The sequence below is a fragment of the Ruegeria profundi genome (assembly GCF_020171505.1).
In the GTDB taxonomy this organism is placed as follows: domain Bacteria; phylum Pseudomonadota; class Alphaproteobacteria; order Rhodobacterales; family Rhodobacteraceae; genus Ruegeria; species Ruegeria profundi.
Genome location: NZ_JAIUZS010000001.1, coordinates 210,696 through 229,986 on the forward strand (window position 1 = coordinate 210,696; position 19,291 = coordinate 229,986).

21 protein-coding genes and 1 tRNA gene are annotated in these 19,291 nt (G+C 54.6%); 12 read left to right on the forward strand and 10 right to left on the reverse strand.

Annotation, left to right across the window (positions count from 1 at the left end; all coding sequences use genetic code 11):
- Positions 1-5: 5 nt before the first annotated feature.
- The 5 genes from sciP (at position 6) to LCM21_RS20685 (ending at position 5,662) form a co-directional block, all read left to right on the forward strand.
- On the forward strand, positions 6-299 hold the full coding sequence (gene sciP / locus LCM21_RS00935; protein WP_068332545.1) for a CtrA inhibitor SciP: 294 nt from the start codon (positions 6-8) through the stop codon (positions 297-299).
- Positions 300-382: 83 nt separating this feature from the next.
- Positions 383-1,099: a response regulator transcription factor CtrA gene (gene ctrA, locus LCM21_RS00940; RefSeq protein ID WP_224888925.1), complete on the forward strand. Its 717-nt coding sequence runs from the start codon at positions 383-385 to the stop codon at positions 1,097-1,099.
- A 119-nt stretch (positions 1,100-1,218) separates the two neighbouring features.
- Positions 1,219-3,345, forward strand: coding sequence for an NAD-dependent DNA ligase LigA (ligA, locus tag LCM21_RS00945; RefSeq protein WP_224888926.1), 2,127 nt, complete (start codon positions 1,219-1,221; stop codon positions 3,343-3,345).
- Positions 3,342-5,432: an ATP-dependent DNA helicase RecG gene (recG, locus tag LCM21_RS00950; protein ID WP_224888927.1), complete on the forward strand. Its 2,091-nt coding sequence runs from the start codon at positions 3,342-3,344 to the stop codon at positions 5,430-5,432. The genes ligA and recG overlap by 4 nt, the downstream gene beginning before the upstream one ends.
- Positions 5,433-5,539: 107 nt before the next feature.
- On the forward strand, positions 5,540-5,662 hold the full coding sequence (locus tag LCM21_RS20685) for a hypothetical protein (RefSeq protein WP_263618871.1): 123 nt from the start codon (positions 5,540-5,542) through the stop codon (positions 5,660-5,662).
- A gap of 509 nt (positions 5,663-6,171) precedes the next feature.
- Here LCM21_RS20685 and LCM21_RS00955 read toward each other — a convergent pair.
- On the reverse strand, positions 6,172-6,624 hold the full coding sequence (locus tag LCM21_RS00955) for an iron-sulfur cluster assembly scaffold protein (protein WP_068331178.1): 453 nt from the start codon (positions 6,622-6,624) through the stop codon (positions 6,172-6,174).
- Between the two features lie 48 nt (positions 6,625-6,672).
- On the opposite strand from LCM21_RS00955, the gene hisI reads away from it, so the two are divergent.
- Positions 6,673-7,062, forward strand: coding sequence for a phosphoribosyl-AMP cyclohydrolase (gene hisI / locus LCM21_RS00960; RefSeq protein ID WP_224888928.1), 390 nt, complete (start codon positions 6,673-6,675; stop codon positions 7,060-7,062).
- A 5-nt stretch (positions 7,063-7,067) separates the two neighbouring features.
- Here the strand turns inward: hisI and gluQRS are convergent, their stop codons facing one another.
- The 4 genes from gluQRS to LCM21_RS00980 form a co-directional block, all read right to left on the reverse strand.
- On the reverse strand, positions 7,068-7,961 hold the full coding sequence (gluQRS, locus tag LCM21_RS00965) for a tRNA glutamyl-Q(34) synthetase GluQRS (protein ID WP_224888929.1): 894 nt from the start codon (positions 7,959-7,961) through the stop codon (positions 7,068-7,070).
- A complete protein-coding gene (locus tag LCM21_RS00970; protein WP_224888930.1) occupies positions 7,958-8,572 on the reverse strand; it encodes a class I SAM-dependent DNA methyltransferase in 615 nt (204 codons plus the stop codon). The genes gluQRS and LCM21_RS00970 overlap by 4 nt, the downstream gene beginning before the upstream one ends.
- Positions 8,573-8,609: 37 nt before the next feature.
- Positions 8,610-9,950: a methylenetetrahydrofolate--tRNA-(uracil(54)-C(5))-methyltransferase (FADH(2)-oxidizing) TrmFO gene (gene trmFO, locus LCM21_RS00975; protein WP_224888931.1), complete on the reverse strand. Its 1,341-nt coding sequence runs from the start codon at positions 9,948-9,950 to the stop codon at positions 8,610-8,612.
- Positions 9,951-10,202: 252 nt separating this feature from the next.
- Positions 10,203-10,988: an enoyl-CoA hydratase gene (locus LCM21_RS00980; RefSeq protein WP_224888932.1), complete on the reverse strand. Its 786-nt coding sequence runs from the start codon at positions 10,986-10,988 to the stop codon at positions 10,203-10,205.
- A gap of 58 nt (positions 10,989-11,046) precedes the next feature.
- Between LCM21_RS00980 and LCM21_RS00985 the strand changes: the two genes are divergently transcribed.
- Positions 11,047-11,490 (forward strand): PaaI family thioesterase, encoded by a 444-nt coding sequence (locus tag LCM21_RS00985; RefSeq protein ID WP_224888933.1) that lies wholly within the window; start codon positions 11,047-11,049, stop codon positions 11,488-11,490.
- Positions 11,491-11,546: 56 nt separating this feature from the next.
- On the opposite strand, the gene LCM21_RS00990 is transcribed toward LCM21_RS00985, so the two are convergent.
- Positions 11,547-11,774 (reverse strand): DUF1127 domain-containing protein, encoded by a 228-nt coding sequence (locus LCM21_RS00990; protein ID WP_224888934.1) that lies wholly within the window; start codon positions 11,772-11,774, stop codon positions 11,547-11,549.
- Positions 11,775-11,874: 100 nt separating this feature from the next.
- On the opposite strand from LCM21_RS00990, the gene LCM21_RS00995 reads away from it, so the two are divergent.
- The 3 genes from LCM21_RS00995 to rpsI all read left to right on the forward strand — a co-directional run bounded on the left by LCM21_RS00995 (position 11,875) and on the right by rpsI (position 14,392).
- Positions 11,875-13,278 (forward strand): aminotransferase-like domain-containing protein, encoded by a 1,404-nt coding sequence (locus LCM21_RS00995; RefSeq protein ID WP_224888935.1) that lies wholly within the window; start codon positions 11,875-11,877, stop codon positions 13,276-13,278.
- 163 nt (positions 13,279-13,441) lie between these two features.
- Positions 13,442-13,900, forward strand: a complete 459-nt coding sequence (gene rplM / locus LCM21_RS01000; protein ID WP_039536983.1) for a 50S ribosomal protein L13 — start codon at positions 13,442-13,444, stop codon at positions 13,898-13,900.
- A 6-nt stretch (positions 13,901-13,906) separates the two neighbouring features.
- Positions 13,907-14,392 carry a 30S ribosomal protein S9 gene (rpsI, locus tag LCM21_RS01005; RefSeq protein ID WP_224888936.1) on the forward strand — a complete coding sequence of 162 codons (486 nt, stop codon included), beginning with the start codon at positions 13,907-13,909 and terminating at the stop codon, positions 14,390-14,392.
- Positions 14,393-14,491: 99 nt separating this feature from the next.
- Here the strand turns inward: rpsI and LCM21_RS01010 are convergent, their stop codons facing one another.
- The 4 genes from LCM21_RS01010 to LCM21_RS01025 form a co-directional block, all read right to left on the reverse strand.
- Positions 14,492-15,166, reverse strand: coding sequence for a YrbL family protein (locus tag LCM21_RS01010; RefSeq protein ID WP_224888937.1), 675 nt, complete (start codon positions 15,164-15,166; stop codon positions 14,492-14,494).
- 227 nt (positions 15,167-15,393) lie between these two features.
- A complete protein-coding gene (locus LCM21_RS01015; protein ID WP_224888938.1) occupies positions 15,394-16,422 on the reverse strand; it encodes an alcohol dehydrogenase catalytic domain-containing protein in 1,029 nt (342 codons plus the stop codon).
- Between the two features lie 223 nt (positions 16,423-16,645).
- Positions 16,646-17,158, reverse strand: coding sequence for a hypothetical protein (locus LCM21_RS01020; RefSeq protein WP_224888939.1), 513 nt, complete (start codon positions 17,156-17,158; stop codon positions 16,646-16,648).
- Between the two features lie 209 nt (positions 17,159-17,367).
- Positions 17,368-17,457 (reverse strand) — tRNA-Ser (locus tag LCM21_RS01025).
- 123 nt (positions 17,458-17,580) lie between these two features.
- Here LCM21_RS01025 and LCM21_RS01030 point away from each other — a divergent pair.
- The gene (locus tag LCM21_RS01030) at positions 17,581-18,423 is read left to right on the forward strand and encodes a DUF2059 domain-containing protein (protein WP_224888940.1); all 843 of its coding nucleotides are present in this window, start codon (positions 17,581-17,583) and stop codon (positions 18,421-18,423) included.
- On the forward strand, positions 18,423-19,223 hold the full coding sequence (locus LCM21_RS01035; RefSeq protein WP_224888941.1) for a DUF2059 domain-containing protein: 801 nt from the start codon (positions 18,423-18,425) through the stop codon (positions 19,221-19,223). Before LCM21_RS01030 ends, LCM21_RS01035 begins: the two co-directional genes overlap by 1 nt.
- Positions 19,224-19,291: the final 68 nt, after the last annotated feature.

Below are 19,291 nucleotides of genomic sequence, written 5' to 3' on the forward strand. Positions count from 1 at the left end.
GAAAAATGCTATTACAGAAAGTCGAGGGTCCCAGATCTGTAACCCTTCCGGATGGTTCAATTTTATCGCGTGCAGATTTACCGCCAGAAAACACGACGCGCTGGGTTGCGTCGCGGAAAGTAATCGTGGTGCGCGGCGTATTATACGGGCTGATAACACTCTCCGACGCAAAAAAGCGATATGGATTAAGCGATGAAGAATTCAATTCATGGGTAAAAGCGGTCGCCGAACACGGAACTGACGCTTTGAAGGTCACCGCACTAAAAAAATATCGACAACTTAAAGGCGAAAGTGAATAAGGGTTTCAACGGTAACGTCAGATTAACCATTTTTGAGCAGGGTGAATTTGAAATTGGTAAATTGACCCGAATTGGAGCGGTGAATGCGAATTCTTCTTGTCGAGGATGATCCAACCACGTCAAAAAGCATTGAATTGATGCTGACGCATGCAAACCTAAATGTCTACGCAACGGACCTGGGTGAGGAAGGCATCGATCTTGCGAAACTCTATGACTATGATCTGATCCTGCTGGATTTGAACCTTCCGGACATGAACGGTCACGAAGTGCTGCGTCAGCTGCGCATCGCCCGTGTTGAGACACCAATTCTGATTTTGTCCGGCGCGGATGATACTGAGAACAAGATCAAAGGATTTGGCTTTGGTGCGGATGACTACATGACCAAACCATTCCATCGTGAGGAATTGGTGGCCCGGATTCACGCCATTATTCGGCGATCAAAGGGGCATTCGCAATCCATCATTCACACTGGCCGGGTCGCTGTGAACCTGGACGCCAAGACAGTTGAAGTGGAAGGAAAAACGGTTCATCTGACAGGCAAAGAATACCAGATGCTCGAGCTGCTAAGCCTGCGGAAAGGCACTACGCTGACTAAAGAGATGTTCCTGAACCACCTATATGGCGGCATGGATGAGCCCGAGTTAAAGATCATCGACGTTTTCATTTGCAAGCTGCGCAAGAAGCTTAGCAACGCGACAGGCGGTGATAACTATATCGAGACTGTTTGGGGCCGCGGATATGTCCTGCGTGATCCGCAAAGCAAAACCGTTGATGAAACGCGGATGGCTGTAGGGGCGTGAACAGAACACAGTCGCCCAAAGTCCGGGGTGATCCTGCGCGCTGACCATACAGCGCATCTGGACCTGGCCATGACCTCGCCCTATCACTGAGGCCCAAGATGACGTGACAGGGCGAGGCCATGAGTAATTTGATTCCGGTAGCTGACCTGACTGAAGAGGCCGCCCGCGAAGAGTTGGCGCAATTGGCAGCGCAATTGTTGCGAGCAGACAAACTCTATCACGGCGAAGACGCGCCAGAGATATCTGATGCAGCCTACGACGCGCTCAAGCGTCGAAACGCTGAGATCGAGGCAAGGTTTCCGAATCTGAAACGCACCGACAGTCCCTCGGACCAGATCGGAGCGCGACCCGCTGGAGGGTTTTCGAAAGTAACCCATGCGGTTCGAATGATGTCGCTGGGTAATGCGTTCGACGATGAAGACATTCAGGATTTTGACCGATCTGTCCGAAAGTACCTTGGGCTGGATGCTGCAACACCGCTGTCGTTTACTGCAGAACCCAAAATCGACGGCCTGTCCCTTTCATTGAGATATGAAAATGGCAAGCTGGTGCAGGCTGCTACACGCGGCGACGGAGAGGTGGGGGAAAACGTCACAGCAAACGCCCGGACGATTTCAGATATTCCGCAGCTTCTGGAAAACGCGCCGAAAGTGCTGGAAGTCCGGGGGGAGGCCTACATGTCGCATGAAGACTTCGAAAGACTGAATGCATCGCAGGAAGACGCCGGTGAAAAGACCTTTGCCAACCCAAGAAACGCCGCTGCGGGTTCATTGCGCCAACTGGATGCGTCCGTCACACGCGCGCGCCCTCTGAAATTCTTTGCCTATGCTTGGGGGGAATTGTCGGAACCGTTGGCAACCACGCAGATGTCTGCAATTGAGCGGCTGCATGATCTGGGGTTTGCTACGAATCCACTGACCAAGCTGTGTGAAACAACCGCTCAGATGCTAGAGCACTACCGCGATATCGAGGTCCAGCGATCCACACTCGGCTATGACATTGACGGAGTTGTTTATAAGGTAAACGACCTGTCCTTGCAGGGTCGGCTCGGGTTCCGCTCCACGACCCCCCGTTGGGCGATTGCGCATAAATTCCCGGCTCAGCTTGCATGGACCCGTCTGGAAGCGATCGACATTCAGGTGGGGCGCACAGGTGCGTTGAGCCCGGTTGCCAGGCTGCATCCGGTCACGGTAGGCGGGGTCGTGGTTTCAAATGCCACATTGCACAATGAAGACTATATCGCGGGCCGGGACGCCAAGGGCGGCACGATCCGAGACGGTAAAGACATCCGCGTCGGCGACTGGGTTCAGGTGTACCGCGCCGGCGATGTAATTCCCAAAATCGCGGATGTGGACATTTCAAAACGGCCAGAAGCTGCCACCTCTTTCGAATTTCCCACGACCTGCCCTGAATGCGGCAGCGATGCCATCCGCGAAGAGGGTGACGCCGTGCGCCGCTGTACGGGCGGTGTGATTTGTCCTGCACAAGCAATTGAAAAATTGAAACATTTCGTTTCTCGCAAGGCGTTTGATATCGAAGGTCTGGGTGCCAAGCAGATCGAAATGTTCTATAGCGACCCCGATCTTCCGATTAAAACTCCGGTAGATATATTTACCCTGCACGACCGAGACAGTGCAAATTTGACAAAACTGGCCAATCGAAAAGGCTGGGGTGCACAGAGTGCCAGGAACCTCTGGGAGGCGATTGACGAAAAACGCCAAATTCCGTTTGGTCGGCTGCTATTTGCGCTGGGTATTCGGCATATGGGCGAGGCGGCGTCTAACCTAATCGCGACCCATTATGGCGGCTGGCCCGAATTCGAAAGTGCGATTACCGCGGCGGCAGATTTCAATGGGCCAGAGTGGGATGACCTGCTCAGCGTCGATGGAGTTGGTGAAGTCATGGCCCGGGCGCTCGTGTCCGCCTTTGCGCAAGACGCAGAGCGGGCCAGCATAGATGCTCTGGTCGCTCAGTTGGACGTGCAAGCCGCCAAACGGCCAGATACCGCTGGCAGCCCAGTCGCCGGAAAGACTGTCGTTTTCACCGGGACATTGGAAAAGATGACCCGCGCCGAAGCCAAGGCCAGGGCCGAGGCACTTGGCGCGAAGGTGTCGGGGTCTGTCAGCAAAAAGACCGATCTTCTGGTGGCGGGTCCTGGAGCAGGCTCAAAGGCGAAAAAAGCCGCTGATCTTGGTATTGAAACACTGGACGAGGATGGTTGGCTGCAGCTGATCGGTTCTGCATGAGTGGTCGCCCAGAAAGCTTGTTCCCGCTGTTTGCCAGCTTGGAAACTCTGGATGGGGTCGGGCCAAAGACAGCTCAGATCTTGATACAAGCGGGGACGGAGTCCCCGCGTGACGTTCTCTTCAACCTGCCATACGCCGTGATCGACCGCCGCCGTCGCGACACGATCCGGGATGTTGATCTTCCTGCCACGCTGACGGTCGAGGTGACTGTCGGCGCGCATCGGCCACCCCGCAACAAGGGCGGCGCCTACAGGGTTCACGTCGAGGATAGCCAGGCAGACTTTCAATTGGTCTTTTTCCACGCACGCGGAGAGTACCTGAAAAAGGTTCTTCCGCAGGGGGCGCGTCGTGTCATCTCGGGCAAGCTTGAACTCTTCGACGGGATGGCGCAGATGGTCCACCCTGATTACATGCTGCCACTAGAAGACGCCAAGGACATCCCAGAGTTTGAACCCGTATACCATCTGACCCAGGGGATCACGCAAAAGACGGCTTACAAAGCCGCCCGTAGCGCCTTGGCGCGCGCGCCTGTTCTGAACGAATGGATTGATACGGCTTTGATCGCAAAACAAGGGTGGCCCGATTGGGCAGCGGCCGTTGCTGCGGCGCACAATCCGCAAGGGGCCGATGATGTAGCAGCCCATGCCCCGGCGCGGGAACGTTTGGCGTATGACGAGCTTTTCGCGCATCAATTGACGCTGGCGCTAGCGCGGCAGCGCGAGCGGAAAGCGCGTGGCATTGTGAGTGTTGGTACAGGTGTTTTGCAAAGCAAAGTTCTTGCCAGTCTGCCGTACAAACCAACCGGCGCTCAACTTCGGGCCATTGATGACATCGCAAGTGACATGGCGTCGGATGCTCGGATGAACCGTTTGTTGCAAGGTGATGTAGGCGCAGGAAAAACACTCGTGGCGTTCATGGCCTTGCTTATCGCCGTCGAAGCGGGCGGGCAGGGTGTCATGATGGCGCCAACTGAAATTCTTGCACGCCAACACTTGGAAGGTCTGCGCCCCTTGGCCGAAGACGCAGGCATTGTTCTGGAAATCCTGACTGGACGCGACAAAAGCGCGGAACGTCGCGCCAAACTGGCGGCTTTGAAAAGCGGCGACATTCAAATTCTGGTCGGCACACATGCCGTATTTCAAAATGATGTGGAGTTCAAAGCGCTGCGTTTGGCAATTGTTGACGAACAGCACAGGTTCGGCGTGCGTCAACGGATGGAACTGTCCGAGAAAGGGCAGGGCGCGGACGTTTTGGTGATGACGGCCACTCCGATCCCGCGCAGCCTGGCATTGGCGCAATATGGCGATATGGACGTATCTGTATTGGACGAAAGGCCGCCCGGACGGAAACCCGTCAAGACGGCAATCGTGAGCACCGAACGCATGGATGAGGTTGTTTCGCACCTGCGCCGCGCGATCGCTGAGGGGCGCCAATGCTATTGGGTTTGCCCGCTGGTTGACGAGTCTGAAGTTTCAGATTTGACGGCGGCTGAGGAAAGGTTCAAGCGGTTGCGGGCCATTCTTGGCGAAGGAACGGTTGGTTTGGTGCACGGCCAGATGCCAGCAGCTGAAAAAGACGCTGCAATGAAAGCCTTTCAAGAGGGGAAGACAAAGGTGTTGGTCGCCACGACCGTGATCGAGGTTGGGGTCAATGTTCCCAACGCATCCATCATGGTCATCGAGCGGGCCGAGATTTTCGGGTTGGCGCAACTGCACCAATTGCGCGGCCGTGTCGGGCGCGGTCAGTCCGATTCGACCTGCCTTATGATGTATCAACCTCCGCTCAGCGAGGGTGGCCGAAAAAGGCTGGAAGTTTTACGCGAAACCGAGGACGGATTTCGGATTTCCGAAACAGACCTTCAGATGCGTGGTGCAGGCGATTTGATTGGAACGGCCCAATCCGGGTTGCCAAAGTTTCGGATAGCAGACCTTGAACGTCAGGCCGGGCTTATGGCTACGGCCCAAACCGATGCCCGTGCATTGTTGACTGCTGACCCTTCGCTGCGGTCTGACCGGGGGCAGGCCGCGCGCGTTCTTCTGTGGCTCATGAAGCAGGATCAGGCAATCCGTTTAATTTCAGTAGGTTAAAGAGATATTACCAATTTGTTCACATTTGTTCCTAAAAAGTTCTTTACCGACTCGCCGAAATATGAGAACAAAAGATCAACACAAGGATGCTATCCAGAGGTGAGACCATGCTGACCCAGATCAAGATGACTTTGAGCCGATCGCAGTCGACGATTTTGCAGGACGCTGTAGGGGCCGTGTCTTTGGTGGTCATGCTCATGGTTGCCCTGCATATTCCCGGAGTTTTCTGACCGTTTCTGCCTGCGATCTCGTGCCGGCGTTACCGTGCTGTTATCCCCATTTCAGTCAAGGGTGACCAACCTGTCCCAATCCTCTTGAGAGGCCTGCCTCGGCCTCGTACGGCTATCCGGACCCTACGCGAGACACGCACAACCTGCCGCCGCCCTTTCCGCCCGGAAGGCGCGGCGGTTTTTTCTTAAAACTTTCCGGTTTGTATACACGCAGGCTTCGCTTCGACCTTTGGAGCGCCTGAAGAGAGAACAACAGGGTGCTTAAACGGTACTACATTATCCTGATACGTAAACGACGTGCCTAAGTGATAGGTCATTGAAAACAAATCAATACCTTCAGATAATCGGCCTTGATTAACGCGGGAGAGCGAACAGCTTTCTGGCACACCGCTGCAAACACGCTATCATTACTTTAGGGCGATACAGACCCAGAGCCTCAAACAGGAATCAGTTAAATTAGTCTGAACTGGTCTAAGTTTTGCGCGCAGAAGAATTACAAAAAACGTGTTTTAAGCACAATTAGCCTGTTCAGCCTGCTCCAAGGCTTCGGCTGTGGCTTCTAAAGCCAGCATAATCGACGCATGGCGGTTCTTGTAGTCCCGCGCCGGAATCAGAACTTCCAAACCGTTAAAAGGGGCATCCGGGGCGGGGCCACCCTTTTTCAACATGGCTGCCAGTTGATCGCGCGCTGTTTCCACTTGCGCGCGTGTTGCGCCGATGATCGCGCTGCCAACAACCGAAGCAGAGGCCTGACCCAAAGCACAAGCTTTGACGTCCTGGCCAAAATCCGAGACTTTGCCGTCCTGAACATTTAAATCAACGGTTATGGTTGATCCACACAGCGGCGACCGCTTTTTTACCGTGGCATCAGGATGATCAAGCCGGTCCAGATGCGGAATGTCTGCTGCCAGCGACAAGATGCGGCCAGAATAGAGTTTGATAAGGTCATTTTCACCGGACATGGCTTTACCTCGTTGCCTGTCCCCCATACATAGTCAGCCTCTACCGGGATGCAAAAGGTTTTTCTCATGTCCGCGACTGTCGCGTTTGATCCATCGTCTTTGAAGTACAACGAAGCTGGTCTGATCCCTGCCATAGCCCAAGATGAAAGCTCGGGCGAGGTGCTGATGATGGCCTGGATGAACGCGCAAGCCGTAGAAAAAACGTTGAAAACCGGTCGCGTCACGTATTGGTCGCGGTCCCGCCAGTCATTCTGGATCAAGGGTGAAACGTCAGGTCACGTGCAGGAACTGGTAGATTTTCGGCACGATTGCGACCGCGATTGCTTGCTGGTTCTGGTCCGTCAAACCGGCCCCGCCTGCCACACGAACCGCAGGACCTGCTTCTACACTGCCGTACGGAACGGGAAAGAGGTTGAGCTGATGCCACCAATGGTTTGACACGGTCACAAACCGATCAAGGCCCGGATATCCTCTGCGGTGGCCCCTTCCGCACGGTATTTTGAAAGCGCGCGCGCGTCATCGCGTTTAGCCAACCGTTTACCGGCCTCGTCGCGGATCAACCTGTGATGACGGTACGTTGGTGTTCGCAATCCCAACAAGCGCTGCAAAACGACATGAATTCTCGTGGCCTCGAACAGGTCCTGTCCGCGCACGACATGGGTAATCCGTTGCGCGGCGTCATCCAGAACTACTGACAGGTGGTAGGATGTTCCCATATCACGACGCGACAGCACTACGTCACCGATCGTGTTCGTCAACTCTTCCATCGTAAACGCGATCAATCCTGTCTCACCATTTGGTCCGGCACCGGTTTCCACAAAAGAACCGATCTGAGCGCCAGGATCGTCTGATCCGGAGAGCACCCGGCAGGCAGCCGCCATATTCAACCGAAGCGGAATGTCCTTCGGGCGCGGTCCGTCTGCTGCGGATGGTCGGAATTTGTCTCGGCACGTACCCGGATAAATGATGCCATCCGGCCCATGAAGCGGACGGCCTTCTTGCGGCGCACTGGCCGCTGAAGCAATGTCTTTCCGGTTGCACGTACACGGGTAAAGCAGGCCACGGGCCCAAAGCCTGTCCAGTGCCGTTGTATAGACGCCCAATCGCTCGGATTGCCGCATCACGGGTTCAGGCCAGTTGAGACCAATCCAGCGCAAATCCCTGTAGATTTGATCTTCCCAGCTTGAGCGAGAACGCGCTCGGTCAATATCTTCAATCCTCAGAAGGAATTGACCGTTCTCCGCCACTGCCAGGTCATGGGCCAGAAGCGCTGAGTAAGCATGCCCCAAATGCAAAGGACCACTGGGTGAAGGCGCAAATCGAGTTCTAAATGTCACGCTTTTTGAACAACATATACGTCAGACTTAAGGTCCATTCCTGGAAGGTGCGGGCCATACTCGCGAAATAGCAAACGTGCCGCGCCTGTGTCCAGCCAGTCATTCAGGCGTGAGGTATAAGAGACGTCGTCAAGTGTATGATCATTAAAGGAAAACGCAAGCATTCCATCTTTGGGCAGAGCACGCATCAATATGTCGAATACCGCAGGTGGAGCTGCGCCAGTGCCGATAACGCCGATTGCAGCAATTGCCTTGTAAGCACCTTGATCCAGAGGGTTCGGATCCGTGATCTCGAAAGATGAAAGCTTGCGATAAACACCTTTTGCTGCCGCACCCTCCAACATCTTGGGGGATGGATCAACGCCGTCAATAACCTCAAAACCTACTGCGTTTAAGGCTACACCTGACAGGCCAGTTCCGCATCCGTAGTCCAGAATGGGCGTCTGCGGCTGGGGCAGTTTTGACCACAATGCCTCGGCCACCCGACCGGGGGTTGCATATCCTTGCGCGGCCACCTCGGAATCATACGACGATGCCCATTTCTGATAATGTGCGTGTGTGGCTTGCGGAGTGTCCAGGCCGTAGGTGTCCTTGAGATATTTATCGCTCATAGACTGATGTTAAGCGCGATAGCCCCGGTGCGTCCAGTCAGCTTTGCCCCAACCAGCGCGTCCACTCGGCTTTGGCCCGATCTGTATAGGCCTTGTAGCGGTCTTTTCGACCGCGACGTCCACCTTTCAAGCCGTCCACCGGGCGGAATAGACCAAAGTTGACATTCATGGGTTGAAAAGTCTTGGCCTCAGCTCCGCCGGTAATATGGTGGATCAGGGCGCCCATCGCGCTGTCTTTTGGTATCTCGGGCAGGTCCAGACCTAGAATCTCGGCTGCGGCCAGCCGGCCAGCCAAAAGACCCATCGCCGCGCTTTCGACATAACCCTCAACCCCGGTGATCTGCCCGGCAAATCGAATGTTCGGCTTGGACTTCAAACGCATCTGCACGTCCAGAAGCGTGGGCGAGTTGATGAACGTATTGCGATGAATCCCGCCAAGTCGCGCAAAACTGGCGTTTTCCAAACCGGGGATCATGCGGAAAACCTCGGTCTGCGCACCATATTTCATCTTGGTTTGAAAACCCACGATATTGAACAACGTCCCAAGAGCGTTGTCGCGGCGCAACTGGACCACGGCATGTGGTTTGACGTCCGGCTGGTGTGGATTGGTCAGGCCAACCGGCTTCATCGGGCCATGGCGCAGCGTTTCGCGTCCACGCTCGGACATCACTTCGATGGGCAGACAACCGTCAAAATAGCCTGCGGTCTCGCCCTCGTGGAATTCGGTCTTGTCGGCGGCCAGCAACGCATCAATGAACGCCTCATACTGATCCTTGTCCATCGGACAGTTCAAATAGGCGGTCCGTTCTTCCTCGGTTTCGCCCTTGTCATAGCGCGATTGCATCCATGCTTTGCTCATATCGATGCTATCGGCATAAACGATGGGGGCGATTGCGTCGAAGAAGGCCAGGGACTCTGCGCCGGTCTCGGCACGAATAGCTTCGCCCAAAGTAGCCGAGGTCAAAGGACCGGTTGCGAAAATCCAATGACCTTCGTCGGGCAGGGCGGTCACCTCTTCGCCAGTGACCTCAATTCTCGGATGGCTGCGCAGTTTCGCGGTGACGGCTTCGGCGAAGGGATCACGATCAACGGCCAGCGCACCACCGGCGGGAAGACGGTGCGCATCGGCCGTCGCCATGATCAAGCCATTTGCCGCCCGCATTTCCCAATGCAGCAAGCCAACTGCATTCTGTTCGTCATCATCGGATCGGAAAGAGTTTGAGCATACCATCTCGGCCAGATTTCCGGTTTGGTGTGCAAAAGTGCCCACTTTGGGCCGCATTTCATGGATCACCACATCCACGCCCATTTCCGCCGCCTGCCAAGCGGCCTCGGACCCGGCCATGCCGCCGCCCACGATATGCAATTTCTGTGTCATGCGCTGCCACATAGGGTAGTGCAAAGCACAACGCAACACAGACTGAATAGCGTTAGTGTTTTAGGGGATTTTGGGGTCGCCGCTGCGGGAATGTCTACGCCGGTGAGAGAAACCAGCTTGGAGGGACCTTCCGCCCACGGCGACCCAAAAGTGTCTCCAGAGCCTAAGCTCTGTCCCAGCATTGCCACAGTGTCGCCCTTTTGAAAAGTGCTAAATTGCGAACAATGCTAAAAATTGTTGACAATAATCGCCTTATTGATGCCAGTTTGGCGGTCTTTTTTCGATAAATGCAGATATGCCTTCTTCGGTATCACGGTGCAGCATATTCTGCGCCATTACGTCTCCGGTGTAATCGTAGGCTTGTTCAATCGGCATTTCTAACTGCTGATAAAAGGCCTGCTTCCCGATCTTGACTGCGGAACCCAGCTTGTCCGCAAGCTGATTTGCAAGCGCCGCAGTTTCATGCTCCAACAGCATTTCCGGCACGACACGATTGACCAAGCCCAATTCTGCGGCAGTTTCGGCTGAAATGAACTCACCAGTTGTCAACATCTCGAACGCTCGTTTGCGAGGGATGTTGCGACTGAGCGCAACCATCGGGGTCGAACAGAACAGGCCGATATTCACGCCATTCACACCAAACCGCGTCCCTTCTGCGGCAACTGCCAGATCACAAGTGGCGACCAATTGGCATCCCGCAGCCGTCGCAATGCCATGGACCTGCGCGATGACCGGCTGGGGCAGGGATCGAATCGACAGCATCATGCGTGCGCATCTGCCGAACAGATCCTGAAAATAGGCCTTGCCGCCGTCCTCGGCCTGACGACCTGCTGTCATTTGTTTAAGGTCATGGCCTGCGCAGAACGCCTTGCCTTCTCCCTTAATGATAACTGCCCGTACAGAGGAATCACCGCTGAGAGCGTCAAACTCGGCCTGAAGGGCGGCGAGCATTTCGTCGCTCAGCGCATTCAACCGATCAGGCGCGTTAAGCGTAAGGGTGGCGACCGCGCCAGTGTCGTTACGTTCCAGAATTGCCATCTTGCTCTCCGTTGCGATGTTGGGCCAACTCTAGGTCGTCAAGTCGAGGAGGGAAAGCATGTCATTGGCAATGAGTCGGAACGATCTGTCGGAATATATGGCGCAGATATTTCCGCAGGTGCATCGGGATTTTGTCATTGAAGAGCTCTATGAAGACTCGATCGTGATGCGGCTGGTTGTCGAAGACAGACATCTGAGGCCAGGGGGGACAGTGTCGGGCCCGTCCATGTTCGGTTTGGCTGATGTGAGCGTGTATGCGCTGATCCTTGCGCGCAAAGGACGGCTTTCTCTGGCAGTAACGACCAACAGTTCTTTAGATTTTCTGCGTAAACCCTTGGGTGGCAAGGATATGATCGCCCATTGCCGCATGCTGAAACTTGGTCGCAGTCTTGCCGTCGGGGACGTGCTTATGTTTTCCGAAGGGTCCGACAAGCCTGTCGCGCGGGCCACTATGACGTATTCGCTTCCACCAGAAGGATCAGCCGCGGCTGCGTTTGGATAAAAAAAGGCCGGGCAGTGCCCGGCCAGGAAGAGGTCCCATCGTGGGACTGGGGAAACTCAGCCCTGCCAGAATGGCCGGGTGTATTCCTTGCGTGCTTCATGCTGTGTCAGGCCAACATCCTTCAAAAGTCTGTCATCCAGCTTGGACAAATTAATCCGAGTGCGGCGTTGGCGTTCCCATCTTGTGACAATCGCAGCAAACCGCACAGCCAGCGCGGCGATCAGCGGCAGCCGGGGACTGTCGTTAAGCAGCATGAGGGCGGGGTGGTGCATTGCGCGTGCCATATTGGGTATCCTTTCAAAATTGTATTGACACAAAGCTAATGTGCTAAGTACATTGTGGTGATACAATCAGGATTGTGTCAAAAGCAAAGGAAGAATTGTAATGGATACAATTTGGCCCGAAGCACTGCCAACATCTAAAGGGCCGAAATACACACTGGTCGCTGACACCATCCGAAAGGCCATCGATAACAAGATGCTGGAGGTCGGAGCAAAACTTCCTCCGGTGCGAGAACTGGCGTATCGATTGCAGATCACTCCGGGAACTGTCGCGCGGGCTTATACCATTCTGACGGACGAAGGGTTGCTACAAGCCGAGGTTGGACGTGGTACATTCGTGGCCCCGCCAAAATCTCCGATCTTGGATGATGTCTGGGCCCGTCAGCTTCACCTGCGCGATGACAAGTACAACGCCAATGTCAGCCTGTTCAGTCCGCGTCTGGCAGATATGGGGCAGGTGGCTTTGATCCGCGAATGCTTGCAAAAGGTTTCCAAAGCTGATCCGGGCCTATTCCTGAACTATCCAACTCGTGATGCGTATCAACCCATGCGGCAGACCGTGGTTGACTGGCTGTCAGACCTTCCTCTGGGTGCGCTCTCGCATGATGACATCGTTCTGACCCATGGTGGTCAGAACGGGCTGTGCCTTGTTTTTCAGACCATCTTGCGCGGCACCAAGCCCCTGATTCTGATCGAAGATCTGTCGTATGCCGGATTCCGCCGGGCCGGTGAGTTGATGCGCGCTGATGTTGTCGGTGTCAGAATGGATAAATGGGGCATTGATCCGAGCGATATGGAGCGCGTTCTTCGCCAAACACAGGCACAAGCTGTCTGCGTTTCTCCAGAGGTACAGAACCCCACAGGGGTGCACACGCCGCTTGAACGTCGACAAGAAATTGTGGAGGTGGCCCGCCGCTTTGATCTGCAGATTGTCGAGGACGATTGTTATCGCATGGGCGCCGCGCGCGCACCGAGCTATCGCGCCCTTGCGCCCGAGCGGGGGTGGCACGTGACATCAATCTCAAAAACTCTGACACCAGCGTTGCGCGTCGGGTTCGCCATCGCGCCGCGGGAAAGAAGTGGAGATTTGCGGCGCTCCGCCGAATATGGGTATTTCGGACTGGCCCAACCGCTGGCTGAGCTGACCCGCCTGTTGCTGTCCGACCCCAGAACGCGCCAGATAGCAAAGGACGTTCGTGCAAAGATGGGGGAATACGTGCGTGTCGCGGTCAATGCTTTGGGGGGATTTGAACTCAACTGGGCGCCGGACGTTTCTTTTGTTTGGCTTCATTTACCATCCGGTTGGCGCGCGGCCGCCTTCAGCCGTGCAGCCGAGCGTGAAGGGATTCAACTACGTTCAGCCGATGAGTTCGCCCTTCGCGACGGGCGCGCGCCAAATGCAGTACGCATTGCGATGAACGGGCATGTATCGCTGGACCGTTTCGAAGACGCGATGCAGCGACTGCGTAAGTTGCTGGATAATCCGCCAGAGCAAATCAGTGTCTGACGTTGGGGTAAAATAATACCTATTTTGCAAGCTATTGAAATAGAACATTTTTAAGGCGATAAACGTTATTGACCTGCATCGCGCGCACCTCTAAATACGCTTCATCGAATTCGGGCCGCTCTGTCGTGGGGCGGTCTTTCACATCAAACAGGACTATCCTGCCATGAAAACCTTTTCTGCAACACCTGCAGACATCGACAAGAAATGGATCCTGATCGACGCCGAGGGCGTTGTTCTGGGCCGTCTTGCTTCGATCGTCGCCATGCGCCTGCGTGGCAAGCACAAAGCGTCGTTCACCCCGAACATGGACATGGGCGACAACGTCATCGTGATCAACGCTGACAAAATCCAGATGACCGGCAAGAAGCGCGAAGAAAACTTCTACTGGCACACTGGCCACCCGGGCGGCATCAAGTCACGCACCAAACAGCAAATCCTCGAGGGTGCACACCCCGAGCGCGTCGTGACCCAAGCGGTCAAGCGCATGCTGCCGGGCAACCGTCTGGCACGTCAGCAAATGACCAACCTTCGTGTTTATGCCGGTGCCGAGCACCCGCACGAAGCCCAGGCCCCCGAAGTTCTGGACGTTAAGTCCATGAACAAGAAAAACACCCGGAGCTAATGACCGATGGCTGATCAGATCAATACTCTCGAAGAGCTGAGCGCCGTCACAGGCGTTGAAACCGTGGCCGAAGAAGTTGTTGCACGTGAGCCCGTGCGTGACGAACTGGGCCGTTCCTACGCCACCGGCAAGCGTAAAGACGCTGTTGCCCGCGTTTGGATCAAGCCGGGTTCCGGCAAGGTCACCGTGAACGGCAAAGACCAGGACAAGTACTTCGCTCGTCCGGTTCTGCAGCTGATCCTGCGCCAGCCTTTCCAGGTTGCGGGCGTTGAAGGTGAGTTCGACGTTGTTGCAACCGTCAAAGGCGGTGGCCTGACCGGTCAGGCCGGTGCGGTCAAGCACGGCATCTCAAAAGCGCTGCAACTCTATGATCCGAACCTGCGTGGCGCCCTTAAAGCCGCTGGCTTCCTGACCCGCGATAGCCGCGTTGTGGAACGCAAGAAATACGGTAAGCGCAAAGCACGTCGTTCGTTCCAGTTCTCGAAGCGTTAATCGCTACAGACTACAAATTTCAGACGGTCGCAAGGAATTGCGGCCGTTTTCTTTTGGTCTACAGTTTTTCTTTTAATAACTAATACGTAGGACTGGAGACTAAGATCCGCGCTCTGCACTCCTACGCAATGCGTCCTCGGCGACGCCCATGAATCTTTCCCTGATCTGATTGATCTTGCGCCGGTTCAAAAACTGAAACCAGCGGCGAACGGGGACTATCTGCTTGCTTCCAAAGCTGTCGATCCAAACCCAACGGCCAGATCCGTCAGGAAAAGTCTGAAAAACAATATTTCTGGTATTTTTGTTGCTGACGAGGACTTTCGCCTCAATAAGTTCATCAAAATGTTTGTCCAGACAATCTAAATGGTGCGGCGTTAGGCGTCCGCTTTCGGCCAATTCCTGAAGACTGGGCGACAATTGCCCATCGGGATCGGAAATCCGTTCGTATACAAGGGCAATACCGATATCGGTTTGCAGTACACCTCTAACCTCGCAAACAGGAATGGGATCACTCCTGTTTTGAAAACGAACCATAAGGTCAAATGATTCGTGAAATTCACGCAGGAAACCTTTATAGGTTGTAGATCGCCGAAATTTGCGATCAAACCACGAGTCCGTCACGAGGTTAGCCTGACCATTCGTCGTATGTGGCTGCGGTACTTTTAGAAGTGTATTCGGGTCGTCCGGATTCTGATAAACAAATTGACGGTTACCCTGAGAAATCACCTGAGAGTTTTTCAACTTTAATTGGTTTTCGATTCGAAAAGTTTTCATGCCAGAAAACTATAACATTCTCGTGATGACTCAAGCTGAGCCAGCGCCCCGCTTTTTGTCTTGAACATGCAAAAGGCTTACCCGAGCTCACCAAGATGAAAATGATTGGTCACGTTTAGTATAAAGAGTTCGATTTGCGGCATATTAAAGAACAGCCGATCCGGTCTCGTGGAGTCAGGCGCGAAGTGCTCTTAAAAAAATCTCACCATATGCGACATGTTGATCTTCTATGGTGTAATGATCACCTTCCCACCGCTCTTCTGCAGTTCAGACGCCAGATTTGGCACCAAAGCCTTTAGTGAAAGCCGTTCAGAGATATCGGTTTTCCATCGACCATCAGCAAAGCGCGCTTGCACCTCGGCTACCACGCGCGCCTGATCTTCTGGCGGCGTGGATGTAACCCAGTTGGTCAGCCAGAACCCTTCGATCTGCTTGCCCATAAAGATCAACTGCCCACTCTGGGTCAGGGTCGGCGCTTCGGCGCTGAGTTTTCCGTAGCAGATCCAGCGCGCCTGATTTGGCATAGCGCAGAACACCTGTTCAGACAGTTGATCAACCACGGCATCCAAAAAAACACGGGGCTTCAGTTCTCTGCAAATCTGGCTGAAGTCCTGCACAACGTTGGGGTGCGTTGTCACTAGCACTTCTGCCGCCCCAAGCTCTTTCAGCGCCTCCACCGTTTCAGGTCGCCGGACCAGAGCAATTGGCTTCAGGCCAAGATCGTGGCCAAGACTGCACATCAGTTTCCCCAACTGACTGGTGGCCGCCGAAAGAACGAACGCATTCCCGGAAGCGCGCGCGATATCGACCATCGCCATTGCCGTCAGCGGGTTGACGATCTGTGCAGCACCGTCTTCATCGGAAATTTCGGGGCGTAGGGGAATGCACATGATTGCCGGTGCCAGCACGTATTCTGCCCACGCACCGGAACCCCCGGTAACAAAGGCGACGCGTTGATCCTGCAGCGCCTCGGCCCCTTTTCCGGTGGCCACAACATCGCCGCAGCCTTCAAACCCGGCAGCAGCGCCTTTGACGCGTGGTTGTCCATACTCACCTTTGATGAAATGAATATCGGACGGGTTGACCGAAGCCGCGCGCAGTTTGATCAGAACCTGCCCGGGACCGGGTTCAGGTACCGGCAGCTCGGCCTCAGCCAGCCAGTCTCCAGCATCGTCGATGTACGGACCGGTGGGCGACCCTGTGAAACCGTCATGTAGCAGCACGGTTGCGAACATGCTTTGGGGCAGGGTGGTCATGTTTGTTCCTTGTTCTTGAAAAGGTCAGCTCGGCCAGTGAAATCCGGCCAGAGCGAACCATTGCGTCAGCAATACAGCCTTTTACGGTATGTATTTACCCTCAACTGGATAGCAACCAATCAAACGCGGTGTGGCACGTCAATCGATCCGCAGCTTGACGTTAATGGAGCTTGCAGGGCGTCACAAACACGGGGCCGAGCCAAAGAGTTCGGCCCTGTTTGCTCTATTGTCCCGTCAAAAGGTCGCGGAGTTCTTGGATCTTGGCCGCTATCAATTCAGGCGACGCCTGTATGTCATCCAAAATCTGAATAGCTTGTGTTTTCAAATCCTGCGCCAAATTGCTTTCCTGAACCGACGCAACGATTGCGTCATAGTCAAAGTTTTCAAGGGTTAGCGCGCCTTCCTCAATCCACGAATTCAAGAGGTCTTGACCCTGGTTAGCCAGTGCAGCGACATCCTCACCGGCCTGATTGACCAAATCACTGGCCGCTTGCCCGGCCTGGTCCGCCGCTTCAGTCGCCTGTTCAGTAATGGAAGAAGCGGCTTCATTTGTTTCCTCGGCCACGGCGTCTGCGGTTTCGCTAGCAGCGTCGGCCGTTTCGCTGACTGCCTCTCCTGCATCCTCAGTCGCGGCCTGAACTTGCTCAGCTGGGGTGGGTTCAGGTTGTGCTGCGAAGTAGTAAAATCCGACACCGATTGCAGCAATAATGATGACAACTATAAGGGTACGCGACATAACTCTCTCCTTTAAAAAAATGTGTCTCAAAGCTGATCCAAATTTAGCGATTGCCCATTCAGAAATCCCGAAAACTCTGTTCGAAACTTAGATTGGGCCATGCTGCGCCGATCCGTTATCGACAGACGGCGATTTCATGCCGCCAGCGCTTTGGCTGTTATGCGGAGAACATTCTTGGATTGTCAGGTCAGCTTGCATTACTTGGCAAGTGGCGGAGAGACAGGGATTCGAACCCTGGGTGGGCTTGCACCCACAACGGTTTTCGAGACCGCCCCGTTCGACCACTCCGGCACCTCTCCGCGGGGGTCTGTGAGGGGGGGATTTAGTGAGGAACGCGCAGGGGTGCAAGCAGAAAATTCCCGAATCTCATCATCACGGGATTTTCCATTGCCACAGGGATTAAATCACCTAGGCTCTTCGGTATGACCTATCTTCTTCGCCGCACCGCCCTGATTACTTCGTTCATACTTCTGACGTCCGTCTTGTTGCCGGCGCAGACCTTCGCCGCCGGACGCGACAGGATAGAAGCGTTTCTGACCACAACGGGGTTTGATGTGGCTTTGGAGAGCATTGCTTTGTCGTCCGCATCGGCGCCACAGATGCTGGGAATCGACCCCGACGGCTTCGGTTCCGATTGGAAGCGGCTTACCGAAGACGTGTTCAACATCGAAGATATGCATGAAACTGCCGTATCGATTTTGGAACAAACGCTGAGAGATGATGCGCTGAACCACGCGGTTGAGTTTTATGCTTCGGATTTGGGTCAGCGGTTGGTCGAGGCGGAAAACGCATCCCACTTGCGCGAGGACGAAGACGCCAAGCAACAAGAGGGGCAGGAAATCGTAGCTGACCTTATCAAAGAGGGGTCAAGCCGGGTTGAAAACCTCAAACGCATGAACGCAGCGATTGATTCCAGCGGGACAGCTCTGCGCGCACTGCAGGAAATCCAATTGCGGTTTCTGCTGGCCGCAAGTGCCTCGGGCGTAATCGACCTGCAATTGAGCGCAGATGAACTACGCGAAATGATGCGACAGAACGAAACCGGCATGCGCCAAGCGTTGCAGATGTCTGCGCTTGCAGGAGCAGCCTACACCTATCAGGATTTTTCTGACGCGGATGTTGTCGCATATGCAGACGCCTTGGAGCAGCCATTGATGCAAGAGGTCTATGAGCTGCTCAACGCAGTTCAGTATGAGATTATGGCGATGAAATTCGAAGATCTCGCTGCGAGGATGGCGGACTTACACCCCGCTCAAGATATCTGATGCGCCTGATTGCGGCCGTACTGACATTTTTCGTATCAGCCTTTCCGCTGCAGGCGGATGAAAGAGTTGACCGGTTGTTGCACGCTTTGCAGCTGGACGAAGTCATCGACATCCTACGCGACGAAGGTGAAATACTGGGGCAAAACCTGCAAGAGACCTTTCTGGACAATAAAGGCGGTCCGGTCTTTCTTGATCAGGTTGCCCGGATTTATGACGCCGACAAAATGCGCCTGTATGTCGAAGAGGTGTTTGATAACACGCTCTCTGACAAACAGCTGGACCAAGCAATCCTGTTCTTCGAAAGCGAGCTTGGTCAGACCCTTGTGTCACTCGAACTATCGGCCCGTGTCGCGTTGTCGGATGAAACGATCGAAGAGATGGCGCAGGATAACTACAAAAACGCGGACCGCGATGCGGATTTGTATCGGCTGGTGGATGAATACATTCATGTCAACAATCTGATCGAAGAGAACGTTCAGAATTCGATCAGTGCAGACTACAATTTTTTCCGCGGACTGAACATTGGTGCAGGCCAGAACGAAGCGGAACTGCTGACGCAGCTTCTTGAACAAAAGGACGGTACCACCGAAGAAACCCGCACCTGGCTGTATTCCTTTTTCCTGTTGGCCTACAAACCGCTGAGCGACGCCCAGATGCGCGAGAATATCGCGTTTTCGCGGACCGAGACGGGAAAGGCCGTCAATACAGCCCTTTTTGAGAGCTTTGATCAGATGTTCGATGCGATCTATTTTCAGTTGGGTGAGGCGGTCGCACAGGTACTCAAAGGGTCAGACCTCTAGGCCTGCATTTGTTGTTGACTTTCCTTCCTACAATATGGATAAGCGCGCATCCTGGCCGGTTTCTCCGC